The 22,849-nt window shown below is 69.5% G+C and carries 20 protein-coding genes and 1 pseudogene; 11 read left to right on the top strand and 10 right to left on the bottom strand.

Annotation, left to right across the window (positions count from 1 at the left end; all coding sequences use genetic code 11):
• Positions 1 to 17: 17 nt before the first annotated feature.
• The 7 genes from OHB00_RS34775 to OHB00_RS34745 form a co-directional block, all read right to left on the bottom strand.
• On the bottom strand, positions 18 to 2,276 hold the full coding sequence (locus tag OHB00_RS34775) for a hypothetical protein (protein ID WP_406440730.1): 2,259 nt from the start codon (positions 2,274 to 2,276) through the stop codon (positions 18 to 20).
• 118 nt (positions 2,277 to 2,394) lie between these two features.
• Entirely contained in the window at positions 2,395 to 2,643 is a 249-nt protein-coding gene (locus OHB00_RS34770; RefSeq protein ID WP_406440728.1) for a hypothetical protein, read from the bottom strand.
• A gap of 296 nt (positions 2,644 to 2,939) precedes the next feature.
• Positions 2,940 to 5,177: a HelD family protein gene (locus OHB00_RS34765; RefSeq protein WP_406440727.1), complete on the bottom strand. Its 2,238-nt coding sequence runs from the start codon at positions 5,175 to 5,177 to the stop codon at positions 2,940 to 2,942.
• Between the two features lie 180 nt (positions 5,178 to 5,357).
• Positions 5,358 to 5,675, bottom strand: coding sequence for a thioredoxin family protein (locus OHB00_RS34760; RefSeq protein WP_406446124.1), 318 nt, complete (start codon positions 5,673 to 5,675; stop codon positions 5,358 to 5,360).
• 14 nt (positions 5,676 to 5,689) lie between these two features.
• Complete coding sequence (locus OHB00_RS34755; protein ID WP_406440725.1) at positions 5,690 to 6,118, bottom strand: MerR family transcriptional regulator; 429 nt, start codon at positions 6,116 to 6,118, stop codon at positions 5,690 to 5,692.
• A gap of 29 nt (positions 6,119 to 6,147) precedes the next feature.
• A complete protein-coding gene (locus OHB00_RS34750) occupies positions 6,148 to 6,921 on the bottom strand; it encodes a DUF2127 domain-containing protein (protein ID WP_406440723.1) in 774 nt (257 codons plus the stop codon).
• Positions 6,922 to 7,244: 323 nt separating this feature from the next.
• A complete protein-coding gene (locus OHB00_RS34745; RefSeq protein WP_406440721.1) occupies positions 7,245 to 8,612 on the bottom strand; it encodes a cation:dicarboxylate symporter family transporter in 1,368 nt (455 codons plus the stop codon).
• 151 nt (positions 8,613 to 8,763) lie between these two features.
• On the opposite strand from OHB00_RS34745, the gene OHB00_RS34740 reads away from it, so the two are divergent.
• Together OHB00_RS34740 and OHB00_RS34735 are read left to right on the top strand one after the other, a co-directional pair.
• On the top strand, positions 8,764 to 10,389 hold the full coding sequence (locus OHB00_RS34740) for an ATP-binding protein (RefSeq protein WP_406440720.1): 1,626 nt from the start codon (positions 8,764 to 8,766) through the stop codon (positions 10,387 to 10,389).
• Complete coding sequence (locus OHB00_RS34735; RefSeq protein ID WP_406440718.1) at positions 10,386 to 11,066, top strand: response regulator; 681 nt, start codon at positions 10,386 to 10,388, stop codon at positions 11,064 to 11,066. The genes OHB00_RS34740 and OHB00_RS34735 overlap by 4 nt, the downstream gene beginning before the upstream one ends.
• Before the next feature lie 502 nt (positions 11,067 to 11,568).
• Here OHB00_RS34735 and OHB00_RS34730 read toward each other — a convergent pair.
• A complete protein-coding gene (locus tag OHB00_RS34730; RefSeq protein WP_406440716.1) occupies positions 11,569 to 12,129 on the bottom strand; it encodes a hypothetical protein in 561 nt (186 codons plus the stop codon).
• Between the two features lie 111 nt (positions 12,130 to 12,240).
• On the opposite strand from OHB00_RS34730, the gene OHB00_RS34725 reads away from it, so the two are divergent.
• The 3 genes and pseudogenes from OHB00_RS34725 to OHB00_RS34715 form a co-directional block, all read left to right on the top strand.
• Positions 12,241 to 12,483, top strand: a complete 243-nt coding sequence (locus tag OHB00_RS34725; RefSeq protein WP_361290396.1) for a hypothetical protein — start codon at positions 12,241 to 12,243, stop codon at positions 12,481 to 12,483.
• Positions 12,477 to 12,926 carry a DNA-binding protein gene (locus tag OHB00_RS34720; protein ID WP_406440714.1) on the top strand — a complete coding sequence of 150 codons (450 nt, stop codon included), beginning with the start codon at positions 12,477 to 12,479 and terminating at the stop codon, positions 12,924 to 12,926. Before OHB00_RS34725 ends, OHB00_RS34720 begins: the two co-directional genes overlap by 7 nt.
• Before the next feature lie 57 nt (positions 12,927 to 12,983).
• A pseudogene (locus OHB00_RS34715) lies at positions 12,984 to 13,569 on the top strand (5'-methylthioadenosine/S-adenosylhomocysteine nucleosidase); the annotation flags it as partial.
• A 57-nt stretch (positions 13,570 to 13,626) separates the two neighbouring features.
• On the opposite strand, the gene OHB00_RS34710 reads toward OHB00_RS34715, so the two are convergent.
• The gene (locus tag OHB00_RS34710; protein ID WP_406446123.1) at positions 13,627 to 14,082 is read right to left on the bottom strand and encodes a PPOX class F420-dependent oxidoreductase; all 456 of its coding nucleotides are present in this window, start codon (positions 14,080 to 14,082) and stop codon (positions 13,627 to 13,629) included.
• 148 nt (positions 14,083 to 14,230) lie between these two features.
• On the opposite strand from OHB00_RS34710, the gene OHB00_RS34705 reads away from it, so the two are divergent.
• The 4 genes from OHB00_RS34705 to OHB00_RS34690 all read left to right on the top strand — a co-directional run bounded on the left by OHB00_RS34705 (position 14,231) and on the right by OHB00_RS34690 (position 18,114).
• Entirely contained in the window at positions 14,231 to 15,604 is a 1,374-nt protein-coding gene (locus OHB00_RS34705) for an extracellular solute-binding protein (RefSeq protein WP_406440712.1), read from the top strand.
• On the top strand, positions 15,601 to 16,461 hold the full coding sequence (locus OHB00_RS34700) for a carbohydrate ABC transporter permease (protein ID WP_406440710.1): 861 nt from the start codon (positions 15,601 to 15,603) through the stop codon (positions 16,459 to 16,461). The genes OHB00_RS34705 and OHB00_RS34700 overlap by 4 nt, the downstream gene beginning before the upstream one ends.
• A gap of 8 nt (positions 16,462 to 16,469) precedes the next feature.
• Positions 16,470 to 17,300 carry a carbohydrate ABC transporter permease gene (locus OHB00_RS34695; protein ID WP_406440708.1) on the top strand — a complete coding sequence of 277 codons (831 nt, stop codon included), beginning with the start codon at positions 16,470 to 16,472 and terminating at the stop codon, positions 17,298 to 17,300.
• A 100-nt stretch (positions 17,301 to 17,400) separates the two neighbouring features.
• Positions 17,401 to 18,114, top strand: a complete 714-nt coding sequence (locus tag OHB00_RS34690) for an XRE family transcriptional regulator (RefSeq protein WP_406440706.1) — start codon at positions 17,401 to 17,403, stop codon at positions 18,112 to 18,114.
• Between the two features lie 90 nt (positions 18,115 to 18,204).
• Here the strand turns inward: OHB00_RS34690 and OHB00_RS34685 are convergent, their stop codons facing one another.
• The gene (locus OHB00_RS34685) at positions 18,205 to 19,230 is read right to left on the bottom strand and encodes an ATP-dependent 6-phosphofructokinase (RefSeq protein WP_406440704.1); all 1,026 of its coding nucleotides are present in this window, start codon (positions 19,228 to 19,230) and stop codon (positions 18,205 to 18,207) included.
• Positions 19,231 to 19,426: 196 nt separating this feature from the next.
• Between OHB00_RS34685 and pta the strand changes: the two genes are divergently transcribed.
• Entirely contained in the window at positions 19,427 to 21,556 is a 2,130-nt protein-coding gene (gene pta, locus OHB00_RS34680) for a phosphate acetyltransferase (RefSeq protein WP_406440702.1), read from the top strand.
• A complete protein-coding gene (locus OHB00_RS34675; protein ID WP_406440700.1) occupies positions 21,553 to 22,788 on the top strand; it encodes an acetate kinase in 1,236 nt (411 codons plus the stop codon). Before pta ends, OHB00_RS34675 begins: the two co-directional genes overlap by 4 nt.
• The last annotated feature ends 61 nt before the right edge of the window (positions 22,789 to 22,849 follow it).

Below are 22,849 nucleotides of genomic sequence, written 5' to 3'. Positions count from 1 at the left end.
GCTGGGCCCAGCGGGCGTCACTCCGCGGGCTCGGCCAACGATTCGACCAGTTCCGGGAGTTCACGGAGCGTACGGAGAGTTCGCGGCACCTCTCGGACGATCGCGTCGGCCTGCCCTCGACTGAACACGAAACGCACATCGCCCTCTCGGGCTTTGTCGGCCACCAGATCCAGTGTCTCCCGTGCGCGCCGGGTCTCGTCGAGCAGTCTGCCGACACGGACGCGCACCTCATCGGCGAGCTGCTCCAGAGGGGAGGAGCCGTCGGGAGCGGGCGCGTGCCCGGGCTGCCGCGAGGCCTCGGGGGCCTGGTCCGCGCCAGCCGCCTGCAACGGCTCGGGCGTGGGTGTGGGGGTGGGCTCAATCCCGTGCAGGTTCCCAGAAACACTCGGCAATCCAGGCGACACCGGGTGCGGCTCGGCCGGCATCGCGTCGCCAGTGGGTGCGTTGGGCGGGCTTCCGTCGCCCGCGCCGAGTGTGGAGCGCGGCTGCGCCGGATGGGCGCGCGGCGCGGGCGGTTTGTTCAGGCGTTTTCCGGTCTCCTTGGGGAACTCGCGGTTGAACCAGGCTCCCTTCATGGGCTCGTACAACAGTTCACCGCTCCGACTGACCTTGCGCGGGGGGCGGTCCTGATCCATGGCCTTGGCGAGCTCCCGTAGCACCGCCACGGCCTGGATCCTGCTGTTGTTCCGCAGAGCGTTCAGGGCGTTGCGTACCGTCCGGCGTACGCGGGTCGCCTCCGTGCCGTCGTCTTCGTCGGACTTCTGCCCGGTCAGCGAGCCCCGGTCGGCATCGATGAGACCGTAGGCGGCCAGCCAGTGGGCGGCGCGATAGCTCACCAATTCCTCGAAGGCGTCCTCGTCGGTCTCAGCGGACGCGAGGAGGTCCCGCAGCAGACGGCCCGATAGTTTGATGCCGCCCCGCACATCGCCCACCTGGAACATCTCACCGATGCGCGGATTCCAGGCCTTCGGGTAGCTCTCGGAGGTGAGGGCGGACCATGCACGGGCGCGACGGGCCACTTCGGGGGCGGTGAGCTGGGAGGGTGGCGACTCACTGAGCGCGCGCCGGATCAGGAACTGCTTTTCCCGGTCAACGGGGAAGAGCTCGCCGAGCAGCATCATCGAGCGTAGGTCTCTGAGTTCACTCACCGTGGCGTCGCTCGGCGCGCCCGGCAGTTCGCTGATCGGCGCGGCCCCCGAGAGCACCTCCGCGGTCCTCTCGTCCAGACATCCCGCTGCCACGTACGCGCCGAGGACGCTGCGCGCGACGGCCCGGCTGCGGTCATTCTGCTCGAACTCCAAGGGCGGGTGCACATGGTCACGCCGGTTGCTCATTTGCACGATGCGGTACAGGCGGCGCGGTGTGGGGCTGCCCACCACAAGGTGCGCCTCGACCACGGCGACCTTCTTGGCCTGCACTGCTCGGAGCAGATTGTCGGGATTCCAGTGGTCGACGGTGCCGTACTCATCATTGAGGGTCTCGGACAGCCGTGCCAGCCAGTCAGAGGGGTCGAAAACGAGACTCTCACCCTCGCCGCCCAGCTTTTTCAGGGGTACGCCGGTCAGCACCTCCGCGGAGGAGAGACCGAAGAGCTCATGCCGCTCCTTCGTACGGTTGTTTCCACGAACGGCCATCCATCCCCAGTGTTCGACGGGATGCAGCGGCCGCCCGTGCTCATCCGCCAGCGGCGGCTCTTCGAGCTGGAACTGCTGGGCGATGAAGAGGCCGGGTTCCTGCTGACCGTTGAGTACGAGGTCCTGTTTCAGTACATACGGGCGGTGACCGACCCGTTTCTCCAGAGCCTCCGCCGCCTGGTGCACATTGGCGATCAGCTCCGCCCTGCTGGGCACATCACTGCGCAAGGCGGCGTACGCCTCTTCCTGCCCGTCGGCGTTCGCCGTCGTCCAGGGGTACACCCGGGCGAGCGCCCTCCGCTGGCCCGTCAGCCCCGACGGATCGGCAGGCGAATGCCAGGCCGAACTGATCCGCTCGTTGTTCTCCCAGACAACGCCCCCGGCCCCGTGCATCCGCACCGCGACAACCGTCGCCTCGCCAGCGTCCGTGGTGATGCGCCGCAGAGCACTCTCCAACAGGCGGCGGCGCCCCACAGGGTCCGGCAACCCCAGCAGACCGACCAGGTCCACGAGAAACGGTGCAATATTGGCGAGCGCCTCCCGAGGAACGTTGACTCCCGGCGTGTCCACCGCGGCCTGAATCCATTCCTCCTGCTGCTCCCTGGAAGCAGGAAGCGGAAAGGGACGCTCATTCTCGACCATCGGATCCCCCTTCTACGGAAAGGCTTTCATCCAGAGACTGACAGGAAAGCATCCAGGGGAGGACCGAACGGCACATTGAGTGCCACTTCCGATCGAAATCGACCGGAAGTGCACATCGCTATTTTACAAAGTTATCGATGACGGTCACGATCAGGGGCAGGAAAGGAAGCATCATGGTCAGGCGTCCCCGCCGCCTCTGCCGCCGCTCCATCTCCTCGACGCACCCGCGTATCCCCTCGGCACTGCGCTTCACCTCGACCACCTGCCGATTCAGCTCGACCAACTGCCGATTCAGCTCGGCCACCTGCTTACTCAAGGCGTCCGTTTGGCCAGGCGCGAACGAATCATCGTTCCCGGGTGCGGGCATGAAATTTCCTTAGATGTGCTCTCCGGCGCCGGGCACTCCGCCCGACACCAACCGAGTCTCCCCGGCAGCCAGCACACCGTCCATCACCCGCCCCGAATTGATTGCCTCTTTACGCAACTTCCCGGTTACGTCAGAGCTTGACCCGTTCGCATCACCAGAAATGAAAAGTGGTGGCCAACGCTTCGGATTGCCAAGCACCAAAGGCTCGATACGGCATTCCCTTTCCGAACGTGTGAGCCCCGAACGGAAAGAGAAAAGTAGCCACAGAAAAGAGTTGCGACAGCGGAGAAGAAGTGCTAGCCGCAGCGCGTCTGTTCGGTCAGCGCCCTCGGCAGGTCCCCGGTGTGCAGCACCCCCAGGCGCTGGGTCGCGCGGGTCAGGGCCACGTACAGGTCGCTGGTGCCGTAGCGGCCCGGTTCCACCACCAGGACCGAGTCGAATTCCAGTCCCTTGGCCTGGCGTGGGTCGAGGAGGACGACGGTCCGGGTCAGGTCGGGTTCGGCGCCGGCCGTGACGCCGTCCAGGCGGGTGGCGAGGGCGCGGTGCAGGTCGCGGGGGGCGATCACGGCCAGCCGGCCCTCCGCCGGGGTGAGTTCGGCGACGGCCTTCTCGACGGCGCCGGGGAGGTCGTCCGTGGCGCGCACCCAGGGCCGTACGCCCGTCGACCGGACCGAGCTCGGGGGTTCGAACCCCGGGTGCTCGGCGCGGACCACGGCCGCCGCGAGGTCCATGATCTCGGACGGGGTGCGGTAGTTGACGCCGAGGCGGGTGTGGTCCCAGCGGTCCTCCACATAGGGTTCGAGGATCTTCGACCAGGAGCCGACGCCCGCCGCCTCCGCGGTCTGGGCCGGGTCACCGACCAGGGTCATCGAGCGGGTCGGGCTGCGCCGCATCAGCAGCCGCCAGGCCATCGGCGACAGCTCCTGCGCCTCGTCGACGATGATGTGCCCGAACGCCCAGGTGCGGTCGGCCGCCGCCCGCTCGGCCGCGCTGCGGAAGTCCTCCTCCTCCTGGCGCTCGGCGAACCGCTCGGCGTCGATGATGTCGTGCGCGGAGAGCACCTCGGAGGCGTCGGGGTCGCCGTCCTCCTTGTCGTCGAACTCGTAGGTGCGGGAGGCGTAGGAGACGTCGAGGACGCCCTGGGCGTAGGCGATCTGGGTCTCGCGTTCGCGCTCGGCGCGGGCCCGGGCGATCCGCTCGTCGACGCCGAGCAGCTCGGCCGCCTCGTCCAGGAGGGGCACGTCCGAGACCGTCCAGGTCCGCGTCACCGGGCGGCGGACCGCGGCCGCGTCCTCGGCGCTCAGGTAGCCCTCGGGACCGGCGAGGAAGTCGGCGACCAGGCGCTGCGGGGTCAGCCGCGGCCACAGCTGGTCGATGGCGGACCACACCTCGGGGTTCTCGGCGAGTTCGTCGCGGATCTGGGTGACGTCGGAGGGGTCCAGCAGGCTGCTGCCGTCGAACGGGTCGGTGCCCACGCGTTCGGCGTACAGGTCGGTGAGGGTGTTGAGGATGTGGCCCTCGAAGTGCTCGCGGGCCACGTTGTGCGGGAGCCGGGCGGCGCGGGTGCGCTCGCGGGCCATGTTCACCAGGCCGTCGTCGAGCATCAGCACCTCACGGTCGTGCTCGACGGTGAGGACCGGGTCGGGCAGCGCCTGCCGGTCGCGTACGACGGCGGCGAGCACGTCGGCCATGTCCGCGCGGCCCTTCACGGCGGCGGCCTCGGGGGTGTCGGGCGCCGTCGCCCTGACGCCGGGGAACAGCTCGCCGACCGTCGCCAGCAGCACCCCCGTCTCGCCCAGCGAGGGCAGCACCTCGCCGATGTAGCCGAGGAAGGCGGGGTTGGGGCCGACGATCAGGACCGCCCGCTTGGCGAGCAGCTCCCGGTACTCGTAGAGAAGGAAGGCGGCGCGGTGCAGCGCGACCGCGGTCTTGCCCGTCCCCGGGCCGCCCTCGACCACCAGGACGCCCCGGTACGGCGCCCGGATGATCTCGTCCTGCTCGGCCTGGATGGTCTGCACGATGTCGGTCATCCGGCCGGTGCGGGCCGAGTTGAGCGCGGCGAGCAGCACCGCGTCGCCGGACGGGTCCTCGTGGCCGGTGCGTTCCCGGTCGCCGAGGTCGAGGATCTCGTCGTGCAGGGCGGAGACCCGGCGGCCGTCGGTGGCGATGTGCCGGCGGCGGCGCAGGCCCATTGGGGTGTGGCCGGTGGCGAGGTAGAAGGGGCGGGCGACCTCGGCCCGCCAGTCGACGAGGACGGGGGTGCGCTCGGCGTCGTCCAGGCGCAGCCCGATCCGGCCGATGTGGTGCTTCGCGCCGGACGTCAGGTCGATCCGGCCGAAGCACAGCGAACCGTCCACCGCGTTCAGCGCGGCGAGCAGCCCGGAGCGCTCGGCGACCAGGATGTCCCGCTCCAGGCGGGCCTGCATCGGCTTGTCGCCGAGGGCGAGGGCGTCCGCGACCGAGTCCTCCGTGTCGCCGCGCAGGGCGTCCACCCGTGCGTACAGTCCATCGATGAATTCCTGCTCGTCGCGCAATTCATCGTCTGGAAATTCGGTGTTTGACAATTCCGCTCCCGGCCGGATATACTGTGCCCACTGAACTTCTCCGTGACTCGACCCGAATTATTCTCGGCCTGAAGTCACGAACTGTTGAATATACGCAGAGAAATCCCCCGAGCGCAATTGCTCGGGGGATTCTTCGTATAACCGGCCGGTTCAGCCCAGCACGTCGGACAGCTCCTCGAGCAGCCGCCGCTTGGGCCGGGCGCCCACCATCGACCGCACCGGCTCACCGCCCTGGAACACCATGAACGTCGGCATCGACAGCACCTTGTAGGCGTTCGTCGTCTCCGGATTGGTGTCCACGTCCAGCTGCACCACCTTCAGCCGCTCGCCCTCCTCGGCCGCGAGGGCCGTGAGCACCGGCCCCATCTGCCGGCACGGCGGGCACCAGTCGGCGGTGAACTCCACCAGCACCGGCAGCTCCGCCCCGATCACCTCCGCCGCGAAGTCCGCGTCCGTCACCTCGGCCACACCCGCCGCCTTGATCATTGCCTGGGTCCTCCCAGTTCACAGGTCGGCTCCGGACCCCCCGGAACCAACGCCTCGGCGGCCAGCTCGTCCCGCGCCCGCACGGCCCGCGCCAGCTGGGCCCCGACCGTCGCCCGCACGGCCTGCAACTCGCCGATGAGCGAGTCCAGCTCCGCCAGCTTGCGCCGGTAGACCGCGAGCGACGCCGGGCAGGTGTCGCCCTCCGGGTGCCCGGCCCGCAGGCACTCCACGAACGGCCGGGTCTCCTCCAGCTCGAACCCGAAGTCCTGCAGCGTCCGGATCTGCGTGAGCAGCCTCAGATCGCTCTCGTCGTACGTCCGGTGGCCGTTCTGGGCCCGCCGCGCGGGCAGCAGCCCGCGCGCCTCGTAGTACCGCAGGGCGCGCGTGGTGGTTCCGGCCCGTGCGGCCAGCTCGCCGATTCGCATGCCTACGACCGTAAGACCTGACGCCGACGTCAAGACAAGGTCGGCTGGACCCCCGCCGATTCCTCGACCTCCAGCAGCGAGGCGCTCTGCCGCTCCTCGTCGAAGGCCCTGCGCCCGCCGCGCAGCCCGAACAGCCGCTTGGCCAGGGCGATGTAGAGCACCGCGAGGATGTTCAGCACCAGCGTCGCGATCTTCAGATAGCTGACCTTCTCGGTGAGCTCGTAGATCTCCAGCGGCAGGAAAGCAGCGGTGGCGACCACCGTCAGGTACTCCGCCCACCGCTTGGCGTACCAGAGCCCGACCGCCTCGACGAGTTCGATCAGCGCGTACGCCAGCAGCAGTACGGCCACCAGCAGCAGCGTGGAGTGCTTGTAGCCGAAGGCCTTCTGGATGGAGCCGACGACCGGTGAGTGGTCGAGGTCGTAGTGGAAGTGCCTGAAGACCGGCCGGAAGGTGTCCAGGTACTCGTTGAACAGCCGCCGTACCGCGTCCTGGCTGTTGCTGAACTTCCACACCGCGACCGCCACCAGCACGATGAACACCCCGCGCACGGCCCGCTCGATCGCCAGGAAGCGCAGGATGAACAGGTCCCGCAGCACCTTCCCGCGCGGCACCAGCGGGGCGTCGGCCGCCGGACCCGAGCCGTGCGGCTCGCCGAGCACGAAGTCGCCGCACCGCAGACACCGCCAGGCCTCCCCGACCGCGGTCTGGGTGTGCAGCCGCACCCGCAGCCGGGGATCGTCCGGGGCATAGGTCACATGCCCCTTGCGCGCGCAGTGCCGCCGGTCCCAGTCGATCGTCATCCCCCGTGCCTCCACATACCGACGTGCCGTTCCCGTTGGACAGGAACGGCACGTTAGTGGATACGGCCGAGCGGCGGGGCCGAGGGGTCGGCGCATCTGTGGAGACGGGGCGGACCGGGCGGCTGGGTCACGGGGGGAGTTCCCAGCCGCCCGGAGTACGGTGACCGGACGGCCGGCCCGGGTTCAGGCCGGGCCGGACGTCCGGCGGCTTTTTGGCTGCTGCGGAGCAGCGCCCCGTCAGGGGCGCGGGGCTGTGCCGATATGCGGCTCCGCCGGGTGGCGCGCCCAGCCCCCACCGGCCTGCGGCCGACCGCGACGGCGCACTACGCCTTCGCCAGTTCCTCGCGCTGCTCGGGAAGGTCGGGCGTAACCACCGGCTCCCCGTCATCGAGCAGCGTCTTCTCGTCGAACGGCAGCTCACCGGCGAGCACCTGCCGCACCCGCGCCTTGTCGATCTCCTTGGTCCAGGTGCCGATCAGGACGGTGGCGACCGCGTTGCCGGCGAAGTTGGTCAGCGCGCGGGCCTCGCTCATGAACCGGTCGATGCCGACGATCAGACCGACGCCGTCCACCAGCGCGGGCTTGTGCGACTGGAGGCCGCCGGCCAGCGTGGCGAGGCCGGCGCCGCTGACGCCCGCCGCGCCCTTCGAGGCCAGCAGCAGGAAGAGCAGCAGCGGGATCTGCTCACCGACCGACATCGGCGTACCGAGGGCGTCGGCGATGTACAGCGACGCCATGGTCATGTAGATCATGGTGCCGTCGAGGTTGAACGAGTACCCGGTCGGCACGGTGATGCCGACGACGGGCTTGCTGACACCCAGGTGCTCCATCTTCGCGATGAGCCGTGGCAGCGCGGACTCGGAGGAGGAGGTGGACAGGATCAGCAGGAACTCACGGGCGAGGTACTTGAACAGCGTGAAGATGTTGAGCCCGGAGACGATCCGCAGGACCGCGCCGAGCACCACGAAGACGAACAGCGCGCAGGTGATGTAGAAGCCGAGCATCAGGACGGCGAGGCTCTTGAGCGCGTCGAGCCCGGCGGACCCGACCACGGCGGCGATCGCACCGAACGCACCGATCGGCGCGGCCCACATGACCATGCCCAGGATGCGGAAGACGAGCCGCTGGATGTGCTCGACACCCCGCAGCACCGGCTGCCCGGCCGACCCCATGGCCTGCAGCGCGAACCCGGCGAGCAGCGCGATGAGCAGCGTCTGCAGCACCTGGCCCTCGGTGAAGGCGGAGACGAAGGTGGTCGGGATGATCGACAGCACGAAGTCGACGGGGCCGAGCGCCTCGGAGTCGACCTGGGCGTGTCCGGTGGCCTTGAGGGCGTTGGTGATGTGCAGCCCGTCACCGGGGTGCAGGATGTTGCCGACCACCAGACCGATGGTCAGCGCGACCAGGGACATCACCAGGAAGTAGCCGAGCGCGATACCGCCGACGGCGCCGACCTTGGCGGCCTTCCGTACGGATCCGATCCCGAGCACGATCGTGCAGAAGATGATCGGCGAGATCATCATCTTGATGAGATTGACGAAACCGGTACCGAGGGGCTTGAGCTCCACCCCGGCGTCGGGCCAGATGAGCCCCACGGCGATACCGAGGGCGACCGCAACGATCACCGCGATGTACAGGTAGTGGGTGCGGTCTTTCTTCACGGCGGGTGTTGCCGTAGGCGTCGTCGTCACGGCTCGCCTCCTTGACGTCTTCGTCGGTATGACCGGCGTGCGGCTCACGTCCGGGGGATGTGGGGGATGCCGTGACTATCTCCCGTTCTGTGAGGGCGGTCACCCTTCCGTTCATTTAGTTCGCGCCTGACCCAGGAGGCACACTGCTGACATGCGCTTCCCGCACGTCCCCCGCCCCCGCAGCCTGGCCGGCCAGCTCTTCGCGATGCAGGCCGTGCTGATAGCGGTGCTGGTCGCCGGGTACGCGCTCTTCACGTACGTCAGCGACCGCCACCAGGCGGAGGAGGCGGCGACCCAGCGGGCCACGACGGTGGCACGGTCGGTGGCGGACGCGCCGTCGGTCCCCGCGGCGATCCACACGACGAACCCCTCGGGGCTGCTGCAGCCCTATGCCCTCCAGGTCATGCGGGACACCAAGGTCGACTTCATCACGATCATGACCCCGGACGGCATCCGCTGGACCCATCCCGAGCAGAAGGAGATCGGCAGGCACTACCTGGGCCACATCGAGGCGGCCCAGCAGGGCCACACCTACAGCGAGACCTACAAGGGCACCCTCGGTGCGTCGGTGCGCACCGTGACGCCCGTGTGGGACGACGGCCGGGTGATCGGCCTGGTGAGCGCCGGCATCAAGGTGGAGGCGATCAGCCAGCGGGTCCAGGAGCAGGTGACGGCGCTGCTGGGGGTGGCGGCGGGCGCCCTGCTGCTGGGCGCGCTGGGCACGTACGTCATCAACGCGCGCCTGCGCCGCCACACCCACGGCATGAACGCCGCCGAGCTGAGCCACATGCACGACTACCACCAGGCGGCGCTGCACGCGGTGCGCGAGGGGCTGCTGATGCTGGACGGTCAGTACCGGGTGGCGCTGATCAACGACGGGGGCCGGGAGCTGCTGGGGGTGGGTCCGGAGGGGGAGGTCGTGGGCCGCTCGGTGGCGGACCTCGGGTTGCCCGCCCCACTGACCGGCGCGCTGCTGGCCTCCGAGCCCCGGGTGGACGAGGTGCACCTGACGGCGGACCGGGTGCTGGTGGTCAACACCTCCCCGGTGTCGGGCGGCGAGCGCCGCGGCACCGTGCTCACGCTCCGGGACGTCACCGAACTCCAGTCCCTGATGGGCGAGTTGGACTCCGAGCGGGGCTTCACGCAGGCGCTGCGCTCGCAGGCCCACGAGGCGGCGAACCGCCTGCACACGGTGGTGTCGCTGATCGAACTCGACCGGGCGTCGGAGGCGGTCGACTTCGCGACGGCGGAGCTGGAGCTGGCGCAGGCGCTGACCGACCAGGTGGTGGCGGCGGTCAGCGAACCCGTCCTCGCCGCCCTGCTGCTGGGCAAGACCGCCCAGGCGAACGAGCGGGGGGTGGAGCTGGTGGTCTCGGACGAGAGCCGGCTGGATGACGGTTTGCTACCGGAGAGCCTGTCGGCGCGCGATCTGGTCACCATCCTCGGCAACCTGATCGACAACGCGGTGGACGCGGCCCAGGGGACGGTACGGGCACGCGTGACGGTGACCGCGTACGCGGAGGACGCCGAGTTGGTGATACGGGTGACGGACACGGGTGCGGGGGTCGACCCCGCCCACGCCGAGCTGGTCTTCGAGCGCGGCTTCTCGACGAAGCCGGCCGGACCGGGCGGCCGGGGCCTGGGGCTGGCCCTGGTCCGCCAGGCGGTCGTCCGGCTGGACGGCACCCTGGCGGTGACGGAGGCGCCGGAGGGCGGCGCGGTGTTCGAGGTACGGCTGCCGTTGCGGGCGTCGGTGGCGGGGGGCGAGGTGCGATGACCGGGGAGCCGATCAGAGTCCTGGTCGTCGAGGACGACCCGGTGGCCGCGGACGCGCATGTCCTGTACGTGGGCCGGGTGCCGGGGTTCGCGGCGGTGGGCAAGGCGCACACCGGGGCGGAGGCGCGGCGGATCCTCGACCGGGTGCCGGTGGATCTGCTGCTGCTCGATCTGCACCTGCCGGACGTGCACGGTTTGCAGTTCGCGCGCTCGCTGCGGGCGGCCGGGCATCAGGCGGACGTCATAGCGGTGACGTCGGCGCGGGACCTGGCGGTGGTGCGGGAAGGGGTCTCGCTGGGTGTCGTCCAGTACGTCCTGAAGCCGTTCACCTTCGCGACGCTCCGCGACCGGCTGACCCGCTACGCGGAGTTCCGGGCGGCGGCGGGCGAGGCGAGCGGGCAGGACGAGGTGGACCGGGCCCTGGCCGCTCTGCGGGCGCCGTCGCCTGCGGCGCTTCCGAAAGGCCTGAGCGCGCCGACGCTGGAGCGCGTGACGCTCGCGTTGCGGGAGTCCCAGGAGGGGCTGACCGCGACGGCGCTGGCGGAGAGCGTGGGGATCTCACGGATCACGGCTCGGCGCTACCTGGAGCACCTGGTGGAGGCGGGACGGGCCGGGCGGAGTCCGTTGTACGGGCAGGTGGGGCGGCCGGAGTTGGTTTATCGGTGGGGGCGACGGTGAGCCTGTCGGCTCTGGCGCTGGCTTGGGTGGCTTCGGTGGGGGCGCCGGCTCGGGAGAAGGCGTCGGCGGCTTGACGCTCCCGCCCGGTGAACCCACCGGGCCGCGGCGGCAGGGAGGCCAACGCCTCCGGCGCCGCCGCGGCCTGCTGGATCACGACCTGGACCCCGACCACCTCACGCAGAAAGACCCCGCCACGGAAGTCGGAGTGATCGCCGTTGTACCAGGCGGCCGCACTCCCCGGCGCGTACCGCTCCATGGCAGCCGCGACGGCTCCGGCAACCCGCGGATCGCCGCCGAGCAGCTCCGCAACCCGGTCACCCCAGTCCCGTAACGCCTCCGGCCGCCGCCCCGGACCGTCCGCTGCCTCGGCCAGCGCCCGCCCGGCGTCCCCACCCGCGCCCTCTTCCAGGGCAGCCGGCAAAGCCGCAAAGCCGCTCTCATGCGCCGTCCCGTCCCCCGACGCCCCCTGCCGCGTGACCGTCAACGGTACGGCGGTACGGCGTCAGGCCGGGGTCCGTGCCGGGCTCGCCGGCCTCATGTACAGCAGGACCTGCGCTCCGAGCCCCACCACCGCGAGCGCCTCCAGCGCCGACAGGCCGACCAGCAGCACGCCGCCGTCCCCGCCCGCCCAGAACACCACCAGCGCGGCCAGCGGCACCGCGCAGAACGCCGTCAGATCGATCACGGCCTGGATGGTCTTACGGGTCCGCCGCCGGGCGTCGGTCCGGTGGTAGGCCTCCCAGCCGAAGGTGGGGAATTCCCCCTCAGCCGACGCCAGTCGGGCGAGCCGCGGCCCCAACTCGTCCCGCACGTAGTACCCGATCGCCGAGATCTTCTCGTCGTTGACCAGGTACGTCCACCCGAGGACGACACACACCGGAGGCAACGCCAGCAGCATCGACGCCTGCTTGGCCTGCGCGGCAGCCGCGATGACGGCGGCGACAACGCCAAGCGTGACGTACAGCAGATTGTCCCGGAACCCGATCCGTGCCTTCTGCTCGTCCTTGACCGTCTGGTACTCGGCGAGCAGCAGCTGCCCGACGGTGACGCCTTGCTCCGGCATACGGCTCTCCCCACCCCAAAGGCCGACTCGCGCCGGACGACCATATCGCCTCCGACCTGCCCGTTCTCTCTCTCGCTCGTTTTTTCCTACCACTGGTGTTACGTTTTGTGAGTGAGCAGTCATGCCGTCTCCCCCACGCCGGAGCGGGCCGGCAAACGGTCCGTGTCCCTCCCCCAGTCGTTGATAAAGGAAATCGAGGCCAGGACGGGCAGGACGGGTTTCTCAGCCGTCGTGTCCGAGGCCCTGGAACAGTGGCTGGCCATGGCCAAGCTGCGTGAGGTCATCGAGGCCGACGAGCAGGAGTTCGGCCCGGTCGGTGCCGACGCCCTGCGGCGTGCGGAGGACGAGTGGTAAGCAAGCGTCTCAAGGCCCAGGGCAAGGCTGGAGGAACGCTGGTCCTGGACGCGCAGGGGCTCTCCCTCCACGTTGACGGCGACGAGCAGATGCGCGCCCGGATCAAGGCGGCAGAGCTGAACGGCCGTCGAGTCGCCTTGTCCGCCCTCACTCCACTCGAAGTCCGGCGCGCAGGACAGGCAGGCCGTCGCCTGGCGTTCCTGCTGTCCCGCTTCGACGTCAAACCCGTCGACGAGGCCGTCCTGCGCGCCGCGGCCCTCCTCCTGGACACGACGGGCCTGGACACTCACGAATGTCTGGTCGACGCGGTGGTGGTCGCCACCGCGGCCCTCTGCGTGCCACCGGTACGGCTGGTGACGTCGGACGGCTCTCACATACCCAAGCTGTGCGCCGCCGCCCATGAGCTGCCGCAGCAGCCCTCGGTCGGCCTGATCACCGTCTGATCCTCCGCCTGAGCCGACGGGACCGCTTGACAGAGGAGTTGGCCCTATCTTGGACGGATGCCCGCGAACCAGCCCATCGCTGTCATCCTCACGGCGCTCCCCGTGGAATACGACGCCGTCCGCGCCCCTCTGACGGGCGGCATCAAGGAACTCGTCCATCACGACGGGACCCGCATGGAGGTGGGCTCGCTCGAAGGCACGTCCTGAGATCTGGCTGCGCCCGCAGGCCCTGTTCTTCGTCGGCGTCGCGGGCGGGCTCAAGGACGACATCGAGATCGGTGACGTCGTGGTCGGCACGAAGGTGTACGCAGTCCACGGCGGCAAGCAGACACCGGACGGCTTCCAGGCGCGTCCCGAGGTGTGGCACGGCTCGCACCGACTGCTGCAGGCGGCGCGCTCCGCGCTGCGGGACATGCCCGAGGTGCGAGGGCATCGCAAGCCGACCGCCGTCGGCGACGTCGTTCTGGCCGACGACAAGTCAGGCTTCGCCGCCCACATCCGCCACCACTGCAACGACGCCTGCGCGATCGAGATGGAGGGTTCGGGCGCCGCCCACGCGGCCCACCTGAACGGCCAGTTGGACGCCCTCGTGATCCGCGGCATCAGCGACCTCGCCAACGCCGACAAGCACACGGCCGACGCCGTCACCGGCAAGCGGACCGGACACCAACGGCAAGGGCACGGCCCACCGCCCGGCCACTCACTCGCCCCGCTCTCCCTCCAACACCCCGGGCCGGAACGGCTCCACCCCGACCACCCGTCGCACCTTCACCGGCTCGATCAGCAGCATCACCCGCCGCTCCCCCGGCAGCAGCCACGGGTACCGGTCCTCGCCGATGTACTTCCGGGTCAGCCGGTCCATGGAACGCTCCGCCTCCTCCCCCTCGACGAACCGCACCACCCGCCCCCGGATCTCCACCCGGTCGTAGGGGTTTTCCGGGTCGTGGTGCGAGAGCGAGACGGCGGGATTGCGTCGCAGGTTCTCCTCCTTCACGCGGCCGATCGCCGTGTTGACCACGACGTGGTCGCCGTCGAGATCCACCCACATGGGAGACACCTGCGGCGCGCCGTCGGACCCGACGGTCGCGAGATGCCAGAAGTTCGGCGCCAGCAGCCGTTCACGAACCTGCTCGTCCAACTGGCCTGTGCGGTCCACGGAATACATGGGGGCATCCTCACCTCTCCCCTGCCCCAGCAAACCCCCGCACGCTCATTGACCTGACTAGACCACTCCACTTACCTTCACAGCGCAAGAGAGCGAACCCCCAGGCCACAGCGCAGTGCGTCCCGAGGAGGTCGTGCCCGTGCGCCCCACCGCCGTCAGCATCGTTGCCCTCGCCCTCGTCACCACAGCCACCGCCGCTTCCCTCACCTCGTGCGGCAGCGGATCCGGAAGCAGTCCCGACACCGTGAAGGTGTCCTTCAAGCAGTCCATGGACAACTCCGTCAAGGTGACGGACACGTATCTCGCGGACATCAAGAAGCAGTTCGAGAAGGAGTACCCGGGGAAGAAGGTCGAGCTCGTCCCCATCAAGGCCTCGGACGCGGACTACTACACCAAGCTGCAGCAGATGCTGCGGTCCCCGCGAACCGCTCCCGACCTCGTCTACGAGGACACCTTCCTCATCAACTCCGACATCACCAGCGGGTACCTGAAACCCCTCGACTCCTATCTCGCCAAGTGGCGGGACTGGGGGCAGTTCATCGACACCGCGAAGTCGGCGGCGAGAGGGGAGGACGGGAAGACGTACGGCGTGCCGGACGGGACCGACACCCGCGGGCTCTGGTTCGACAAGCGGGTGTTCGAGAAGGCCGGGCTGCCCACCGACTGGCAGCCCAGGAGCTGGGACGACGTGCTCGCCGCCGCCCGGACGATAAAGAAGAAGGTCCCCGGCGTCACGCCTCTCAACGTCTACACCGGCAAGGCCGCCGGCGAGACCGCCAGCATGCAGGGGTTCGAGATGCTGCTGTACGGCACCAACGACGGGACCACCGACCCCCTGTACGACAGGACCAGCAAGAAGTGGATCGCCGGAAGCCAGGGGTTCAAGGACGCGCTGTCGTTCGTCCGGACCGTGTACCAGCAGAAGCTGGGGCCGGACGTCTCCGACGCGCTCGACCCCAACTACCGGAACACCGTCTGGGGAGAACTCATGCCCCAGGGCAAGCTGGGCATCAACCTCGACGGGTCCTGGCTTCCCCAGAACTGGGGCAAGGGGAGCGGGCACGAGTGGTCCGACTGGTCCACGCGACTCGGCCTCGCCTACATGCCGACCCAGCACGGTCAGGCCCCCGGCAAGGTGAGCATGTCCGGCGGCTGGACCTGGGCCATCCCCGCCAAGGCCGGCAACCCCGACCTCGCCTTCGACTTCATCAAGACCATGCAGACCAAGGCGAACGCGGAGAAGTGGTACATCGCCAACTCGGGGATCGCGGTGCGGAAGGACGTCGCGAGCGACCCGTCGTACACGTCCGCGCAGCCCGGCACCAGGTTCTTCACCGATCTCGTCGCCAGTACGCACTACCGGCCCGCCTACACGGCGTACCCGAAGGTCTCCACCGCCATCCAGGAGGCCATGGAGAGCGTGACCACCGGTGACGCGTCGGTCGACAAGGCGGCGAGCACCTACGACTCGACACTCAAGGACGTCACCGACAACCAAGTGGTCACACAGTGATCACCCGTCGCATCGCCCGCACTCTCCCGCTCACCCCCGCCCTGGTCCTGCTCCTTCTCTTCCTCGGCGGGCCCATCGTCTACTGCGCGTGGATCGCCTTCACCGACCTCCAGCTCACCGGCCAGGCGCACTCCTCCTTCGTCGGTTTCGCCAACTTCCGCAGGGCGTTCCGTGACGACGCCTTCCTGAACGCCGTCTGGCTGACCCTCGTCTTCACCGTGGTCTCCGCGCTCGTCGGGCAGAACACTCTGGGGCTGGCGCTCGCCGCGCTGATGCGGCGGGCGTCCAAGCCGGTGCGGACGCTCACCGGCGGGATCGTGATCACGGCATGGGTGCTGCCGGAGGTCGTCGCCGGGTTTCTGCTCTACGCCTTCTTCCGGCGGGAGGGCACGCTCAACGCCATCCTCGGCTTCCTCCGTCTCCCGTCCCAGAACTGGCTGTTCACCCTCCCCATCCTGGCCGTGTCGTTCGCCAACGTGTGGCGGGGCACCGCCTTCTCGATGCTCGTGTACTCCGCCGCGCTCGACGAGATACCGACCGAGATCGAGGAGTCGGCGGAGGTCGACGGGGCCGGCGGCTGGCGCCGGATGTGGCACATCACGCTGCCGATGATCAGGCGGTCCATCGGGACGAACCTGATGCTCAACACCCTCCAGACGCTCTCCGTCTTCGGGCTCATCTGGGTGATGACCCGCGGCGGGCCGGGCGACCGGAGCCAGACCCTGCCCCTCTTCATGTACGAACAGGCCTTCCAGAACAGCATGATCGGGTACGGGACGGCGGTCGCCCTGCTCCTTCTCCTGGTCGGCTCGCTCTTCTCCGTCGTCTACATGCGACTGCTGCGCACGGAGGTGTGAGCCGAAAGATGCCTCGCAATCGCCGCCGCTCGCGCCGTCTCGCCGCCGACCTCGGCCTTCTCGTGGCGGCCGCCGCCTTCGTGCTGCCGCTCGCCTGGGTGGTGCTCTCCGCCGTCGATCCGCACGCCGGTCTGCGGGTACGGATCCCGGACGGGTTCACCTTCGGGAACTTCGACGCGATCCTCACCCCCGACATCACCTTCACCCCGCTCCTCAACAGCCTGATCCTGTGCGGTGGCGCCACCGTGCTCACCGTCGTCTGCGCCGCCCTCGCCGCCTACCCGCTCTCCCGCTACCGCTCCCGGCTCAACCGGCCGTTCCTGCTCGCCATCCTCTTCGCGACGAGCCTGCCCATCACCGCGATCATGGTGCCGGTGTACGCGCTGTTCGTACGGATCAACCTCATCGACACCATGCAGGGCACGATCCTGTTCTTCGCCGCCTCCCAACTGCCCTTCGCCATCTGGCTGATGAAGAACTTCATGGACGGCGTGCCGAAGGAGCTTGAGGAGGCCGCGTGGACGGACGGCGCCAACTCCGCCCAGTCGCTGGTGCGGATCGTGCTGCCGCTGATGGGACCCGGTCTCGCCGTCGTCACCGTCTTCGCCTTCGTGATGATGTGGGGCAACTTCTTCGTCCCGTTCATGCTGCTGCTCTCGCCGGACCAGATGCCCGCCTCCGTCAGCATCAACGACTTCTTCGGCAACCGTGGCGCCGTCGCCTACGGCCAGCTCGCCGCCTTCTCCGTCATCTACTCGACGCCGGTGATCCTGCTGTACGTCCTGGTGGCGCGCCGGCTGGGCGGTGGGTTCGCACTGGGCGGCGCCGTCAAGGGATGAACAGGTCGCTCGTACGGTCGAATCCGTGCGTTCCCACAATCCGTGTTCCTGGCCGAACGGACCGTAGTCAGCACTCTCGGACACCTCTACCTTGTCGGCTGTGCGCCGACCCCCAGCTCTGCCGAACCAGCCAGGTCCCCCCTTCAACGCCCCCGCCGCCCGCAGACTCCGTGCCGCTCTCGGCATGGGGCCCGAGCACGTGGCTCACGACCTGCGGGCCTCGTACGGGCTGCCGTACGTCCTGCCGGATCTCGTGCGTGCCTGGGAACAGGGGGCCGTGGCCCCCACCAGCCCCGAACTCACGGCTCTCGCGGGCGTGTTGTGGTGCACCCCGGGCGACCTGATCGGCCGGCCGCGCACCCTGCGCGAGCACCGGATCTCCCGCGGGCTGGCCCCGGAGGACGTGGCGCTGACCATCGGCGTCGACCTCCTCGCCTACCTCGCGATGGAGGAGGACGAGGAGTGGCAGGGCACGGAGCGGCAGTCCGCGGTCCTGGCCGACCTGCTGCGGCTCTCCCTGCCGGACTTCATCACCGTCATGGGGAGGGAGGAAAAACTGGCGGAGCTGCTGCGCAGCGCGGTCACGACCCGGTGGCAGGCTTACGTCCGCCCGGTGAGCAAGGTGGTCCCACTGGACAAGCGGGAGGTCGAGAACGCGCTGCGCGAACTGCACGAGGACTATCAGGGCCAGATGACGGCAACGCTGTCATGGGGCAACTCCCCCAGTTCAGAGCAGGCGCAGCAGACGGGCGACCACTTCTTGGCCCGGATAGTCGACCACTTCTGGAACAAGGCCGAGGCCGAGCGCCCCTGAGGGGCGCGCGGCTGTGTTCGACATGCGGCTCCGCCGCGTGGGCGCGACCAGCCCCCACCGACCCGCGGCTCACCCGCAACCGAACCGCCCCTAAAAGACAGACTCCGCCTCGTCCATCCGGTCCTTCGGCACCCTCTTCAACTCGGTCACCGCCTCCGCGAGCGGCACCATCTCGATGTCCGTCCCCCGCAGCGCCGTCATCTTCCCGAAGTCGCCGCGGTGGGCCGCCTCCACCGCATGCCACCCGAACCGCGTCGCGAGGACGCGGTCGTAGGCCGTCGGCGTGCCGCCCCGCTGGACGTGCCCGAGGATGACCGGCTTGGCCTCCTTGCCGAGCCGCCGCTCCAGCTCGTACGCCAGTGCCGTGCCGATGCCCTGGAAGCGCTCGTGGCCGTACTGGTCGATCTCGCCCTTGTCGTAGTCCATCGTGCCCTCGGCGGGATGGGCGCCCTCCGCCACGCACACCACGGCGAACTTCTTGCCGCGGGCGAACCGCTCCTCGACCATCTTGACCAGGTCGGCGGGGTCGAAGGGCCGCTCGGGAAGGCAGATGCCATGAGCGCCGGCGGCCATCCCGGACTCCAGGGCGATCCAGCCGGCGTGCCGGCCCATGACCTCGACGACCATCACCCGCTGGTGGGACTCGGCGGTGGTCTTGAGGCGGTCCATCGCCTCCGTGGCGACACCGACCGCCGTGTCGAAACCGAAGGTGCGGTCCGTGGACGAGATGTCGTTGTCGATGGTCTTCGGGACGCCGACGACCGGCAGGCCCGCGTCGGACAGCATGCGGGCCGCGGTCAGCGTGCCCTCGCCGCCGATCGGGATCAGCGCGTCGATGCCGAACTCCTCGGCCATGTCGGTGGCCCGCTCGCACGCCTCGCGCAGCCGGTCCCGCTCCAGTCGCGACGAGCCGAGGATCGTGCCGCCGCGGGCCAGGATGCCGCCGACGGCGTCCAGGTCGAGGGGGACGTAGTGGCCGTCGAGCAGGCCCCGGAAGCCGTCCTCGAACCCGATGACCTCGTCGTCGTACTGTGCGACAGCCCGATGTACCACCGATCGGATGACGGCGTTCAGGCCGGGGCAGTCGCCGCCTGCGGTGAGAACTCCGATGCGCATGGTGGTGTGTCTCCTGCTCGCTGTCGTTACCGGTGAGCCGATCCGATTGTTTCATGCCGCACCGGGCACCTGCGATTCCGCGGTGGGCGCCATATCCAGGCCCAGGGGTATTGTCAAGAGGGTTCCGCTCACCCCGGTGGGCGATTTTTGTATCCGGCTTTTTTGTGACACGGCGAGGACGGAACGGAGTGCACACGTGACGCGCAGCGTGTACGTGACCGGGATCGACCGCGGCGACGGCCGCCAGGTCGTCGAACTGGGCGTGATGGAGCTGCTGACCCGGCAGGTCGACCGGGTCGGGGTCTTCCGGCCCCTCGTCCATGACGATCCCGACCGTCTGTTCGAGCTGCTGCGGGCGCGGTACCGCCTCTCGCAGGACCCCGCGACCGTCTACGGCATGGACTACCACGAGGCCTCCGCCCTCCAGGCCGAGCGCGGCGCAGACGAACTGGTCTCCACCCTCGTCGACCGCTTCCACCTGGTCGCCCGCGACTACGACGTGGTCCTCGTCCTCGGCACCGACTTCGCCGACACCCAGTTCCCGGACGAGCTGTCCCTCAACGCCCGGCTCGCCAACGAGTTCGGCGCCTCCGTGATCCCGGTGGTCGGCGGCCGCGACCAGAGTGCGGAGTCGGTGCTCTCGGAGACGTGGAACGCCTTCCGGGCGTACGACGGTCTCGGCTGTGACGTGCTGGCGATGGTCGCCAACCGGGTCGCCCGCGAGGACCGGGACGAGCTGGCCGAGCGGATGGACGGGCGGCTGCCGGTGCCGGTGTACGTGCTGCCGGACGAGCCCGCGCTGTCCGCGCCGACGGTCGCCCAGATCACCCACGCGCTCGGTGCGAAGGTGCTGCTCGGCGACGACTCGGGGCTCGCCCGGGACGCGCTGGACTTCGTGTTCGGCGGTGCGATGCTGCCGAACTTCCTGCCCGCCCTGACCCCAGGCTGCCTGGTGGTGACCCCGGGGGACCGCGCCGACCTGGTCGTCGGCTCGCTGGCCGCGCACAGCGCCGGCACCCCGCCGATAGCCGGTGTGCTGCTCACCCTGAACGAGCGGCCCAGCGACGAGATCCTCACCCTCGCCGCCCGGCTCGCCCCGGGCACGCCGGTCGTCTCGGTGCCCGGCAACAGCTTCCCGACCGCCGCCCAACTGTTCTCCCTGGAGGGCAGGCTGAACGCGGCCACCCCGCGCAAGGCGGAGACCGCGCTGGGCCTGTTCGAGCGGTACGTCGACACCGCCGGCCTCAACAAGCGGGTCTCGGCGCCGAGCACCGGCCGGCTCACCCCGATGATGTTCGAGCACAAGCTCCTGGAGCAGGCCCGTTCCGACAGGCGGAGGGTCGTCCTGCCGGAGGGGACCGAGGCGCGGGTGCTGCATGCGGCGGAGGTGCTGCTGCGCCGGGGGGTGTGTGACATCACCCTGCTCGGCCCCGTCGACCAGATCCGCAAGAAGGCCGCCGACCTCGGCATCGACCTCGGTGACGCCCAGCTGATCGACCCGGCCACCAGCGAACTGCGCGACAGCTTCGCCGAGCAGTACGCGCTGCTGCGCGCCCACAAGGGCGTGACGGTGGAGCTGGCGTACGACGTGGTCTCCGACGTCAACTACTTCGGCACCCTGATGGTGCAGGAGGGGCTCGCGGACGGCATGGTCTCCGGGTCCGTGCACTCCACGGCGGCGACCATCCGCCCGGCCTTCGAGATCATCAAGACCACGCCCGGGTCGTCGATCGTCTCGTCCGTCTTCTTCATGTGCCTCGCCGACAAGGTGCTGGTCTACGGCGACTGCGCGGTCAACCCGGACCCGAACGCCGAGCAGCTCGCCGACATCGCGGTGCAGTCGGCGGTCACCGCCGCCCGGTTCGGTGTGGAGCCGCGGATCGCGATGCTGTCGTACTCCACGGGCACGTCGGGCTCCGGGGCGGACGTGGACAAGGTGCGGGAGGCGACCGAGCTGGCCCGCTCCCGGCGCCCCGACCTGAAGATCGAGGGGCCGATCCAGTACGACGCGGCCGTGGAGCCGTCCGTGGCAGCCACCAAGCTGCCGGGCTCCGAGGTCGCCGGGCAGGCCAGCGTGCTGATCTTCCCGGACCTGAACACCGGCAACAACACCTACAAGGCCGTGCAGCGGTCGGCCGGCGCGATCGCGGTCGGGCCGGTGCTCCAGGGGCTGCGCAAGCCCGTCAACGACCTGTCCCGGGGCGCCCTCGTCCAGGACATCGTCAACACCGTCGCCATCACGGCGATCCAGGCCCAGCAGAACCCGGTCCAGCACCCGGCCGAGTCCCCGGCCGCGTCCCCGAGCGAGAAGGCAATCGCACAGTGAGCCCCAGTCCGACCCGTGTCCTCGTCCTCAACTCCGGCTCCTCGTCGGTGAAGTACCAGCTGCTGGACATGCGGGACAGCAGCCGGCTGGCGGTGGGGCTCGTCGAGCGCATCGGCGAGCAGACCTCCCGGCTCAGGCACACCTGCGTGACCAGCGGTGACACCCGCGAGCAGGACGGGCCGACCGCCGACCACGAGGCCGCCCTGAAGGCCGTGGCCCAGGAACTGGCGAAGGACGGGCTGGGGCTGGACTCGCCGCAGCTGGCCGCGATCGGGCACCGGGTGGTGCACGGCGGGATGTTCTTCACCGAGCCGACGGTGATCGACGACGCGGTGCTCGCCGAGATCGAGCGGCTGATCCCGGTGGCGCCGCTGCACAACCCGGCCAACCTGACGGGCATCCGCACGGCCCGGGCGCTGCGCCCGGACCTGCCGCAGGTCGCCGTCTTCGACACGGCGTTCCACACGACGATGCCGGAGTCGGCGGCGCGTTACGCGATCGACCCGAAGATCGCCGACCGGTACCGGATCCGCCGCTACGGCTTCCACGGCACCTCGCACGCGTACGTGTCCCGGGCGACCGCCCGTCTGCTGGGAAAGGCACCTGAAGACGTGAACGTCATCGTGCTGCATCTCGGCAACGGCGCCTCCGCGTCGGCCGTCGAGGGCGGCCGGTGTGTGGACACCTCGATGGGGCTGACGCCTTTGGAGGGGCTGGTGATGGGAACCCGTTCCGGCGATCTGGACCCGGCCGTCATTTTCCATTTGGTGCGAGTTGGCGGAATGTCCATGGACGAGATCGACACTCTTCTCAACAAGAGGAGTGGTTTGTTCGGTCTGTGCGGTGACAACGACATGCGGGAGATCCGGCGCCGGATCGACGAGGGCGACGAAGAGGCACGGCTGGCCTTCGGCATCTACGTTCACCGCCTGAAGAAGTACATCGGCGCGTACTGCGCGGTCCTCGGCCGGGTCGACGCGGTGGCCTTCACGGCGGGTGTCGGCGAGAACGCGGCCCTGGTGCGAGAGGCGGCCGTGGCGGGCCTGGAGGGGCTGGGCCTCGCCCTCGATCCGGAGCTGAACGCCGTACGGGCGGACGAGCCGCGGCTGATATCGCCGGCCGGCGCACGCGTCGCCGTCGCGGTGGTGCCGACGGACGAGGAACTGGAGATCGCCACCCAGACGTACGCGCTCGTCGGCACCGGATCGGCCCCCGTCGGAATTAACAGCTGAGCACATTAGCGCCCATTTGTATCTTCCACCAGACGGAATATTCCGTAGCGAAACAAACCGA

Source organism: Streptomyces sp. NBC_00631 (assembly GCF_045206895.1).
In the GTDB taxonomy this organism is placed as follows: domain Bacteria; phylum Actinomycetota; class Actinomycetes; order Streptomycetales; family Streptomycetaceae; genus Streptomyces.
The sequence above is the reverse complement of the archived record's forward strand: the minus strand, read 5'-3'. Positions and strand labels throughout refer to the sequence as shown.

Bases quoted from the DNA above. Each gene is read 5' to 3' on its own strand.
- OHB00_RS34735 (WP_406440718.1), top strand. From the start codon at position 10,386: ATGACCGGGGAGCCGATCAGAGTCCTGGTCGTCGAGGACGACCCGGTG.
- OHB00_RS34730 (WP_406440716.1), bottom strand. From the start codon at position 12,129: ATGCCGGAGCAAGGCGTCACCGTCGGGCAGCTGCTGCTCGCCGAGTAC.
- OHB00_RS34755 (WP_406440725.1), bottom strand. From the start codon at position 6,118: ATGCGAATCGGCGAGCTGGCCGCACGGGCCGGAACCACCACGCGCGCC.
- OHB00_RS34685 (WP_406440704.1), bottom strand. From the start codon at position 19,230: ATGCGCATCGGAGTTCTCACCGCAGGCGGCGACTGCCCCGGCCTGAAC.
- OHB00_RS34750 (WP_406440723.1), bottom strand. From the start codon at position 6,921: ATGACGATCGACTGGGACCGGCGGCACTGCGCGCGCAAGGGGCATGTG.
- OHB00_RS34740 (WP_406440720.1), top strand. From the start codon at position 8,764: ATGCGCTTCCCGCACGTCCCCCGCCCCCGCAGCCTGGCCGGCCAGCTC.
- OHB00_RS34770 (WP_406440728.1), bottom strand. From the start codon at position 2,643: ATGCCCGCACCCGGGAACGATGATTCGTTCGCGCCTGGCCAAACGGAC.
- OHB00_RS34775 (WP_406440730.1), bottom strand. From the start codon at position 2,276: ATGGTCGAGAATGAGCGTCCCTTTCCGCTTCCTGCTTCCAGGGAGCAG.
- OHB00_RS34695 (WP_406440708.1), top strand. From the start codon at position 16,470: ATGCCTCGCAATCGCCGCCGCTCGCGCCGTCTCGCCGCCGACCTCGGC.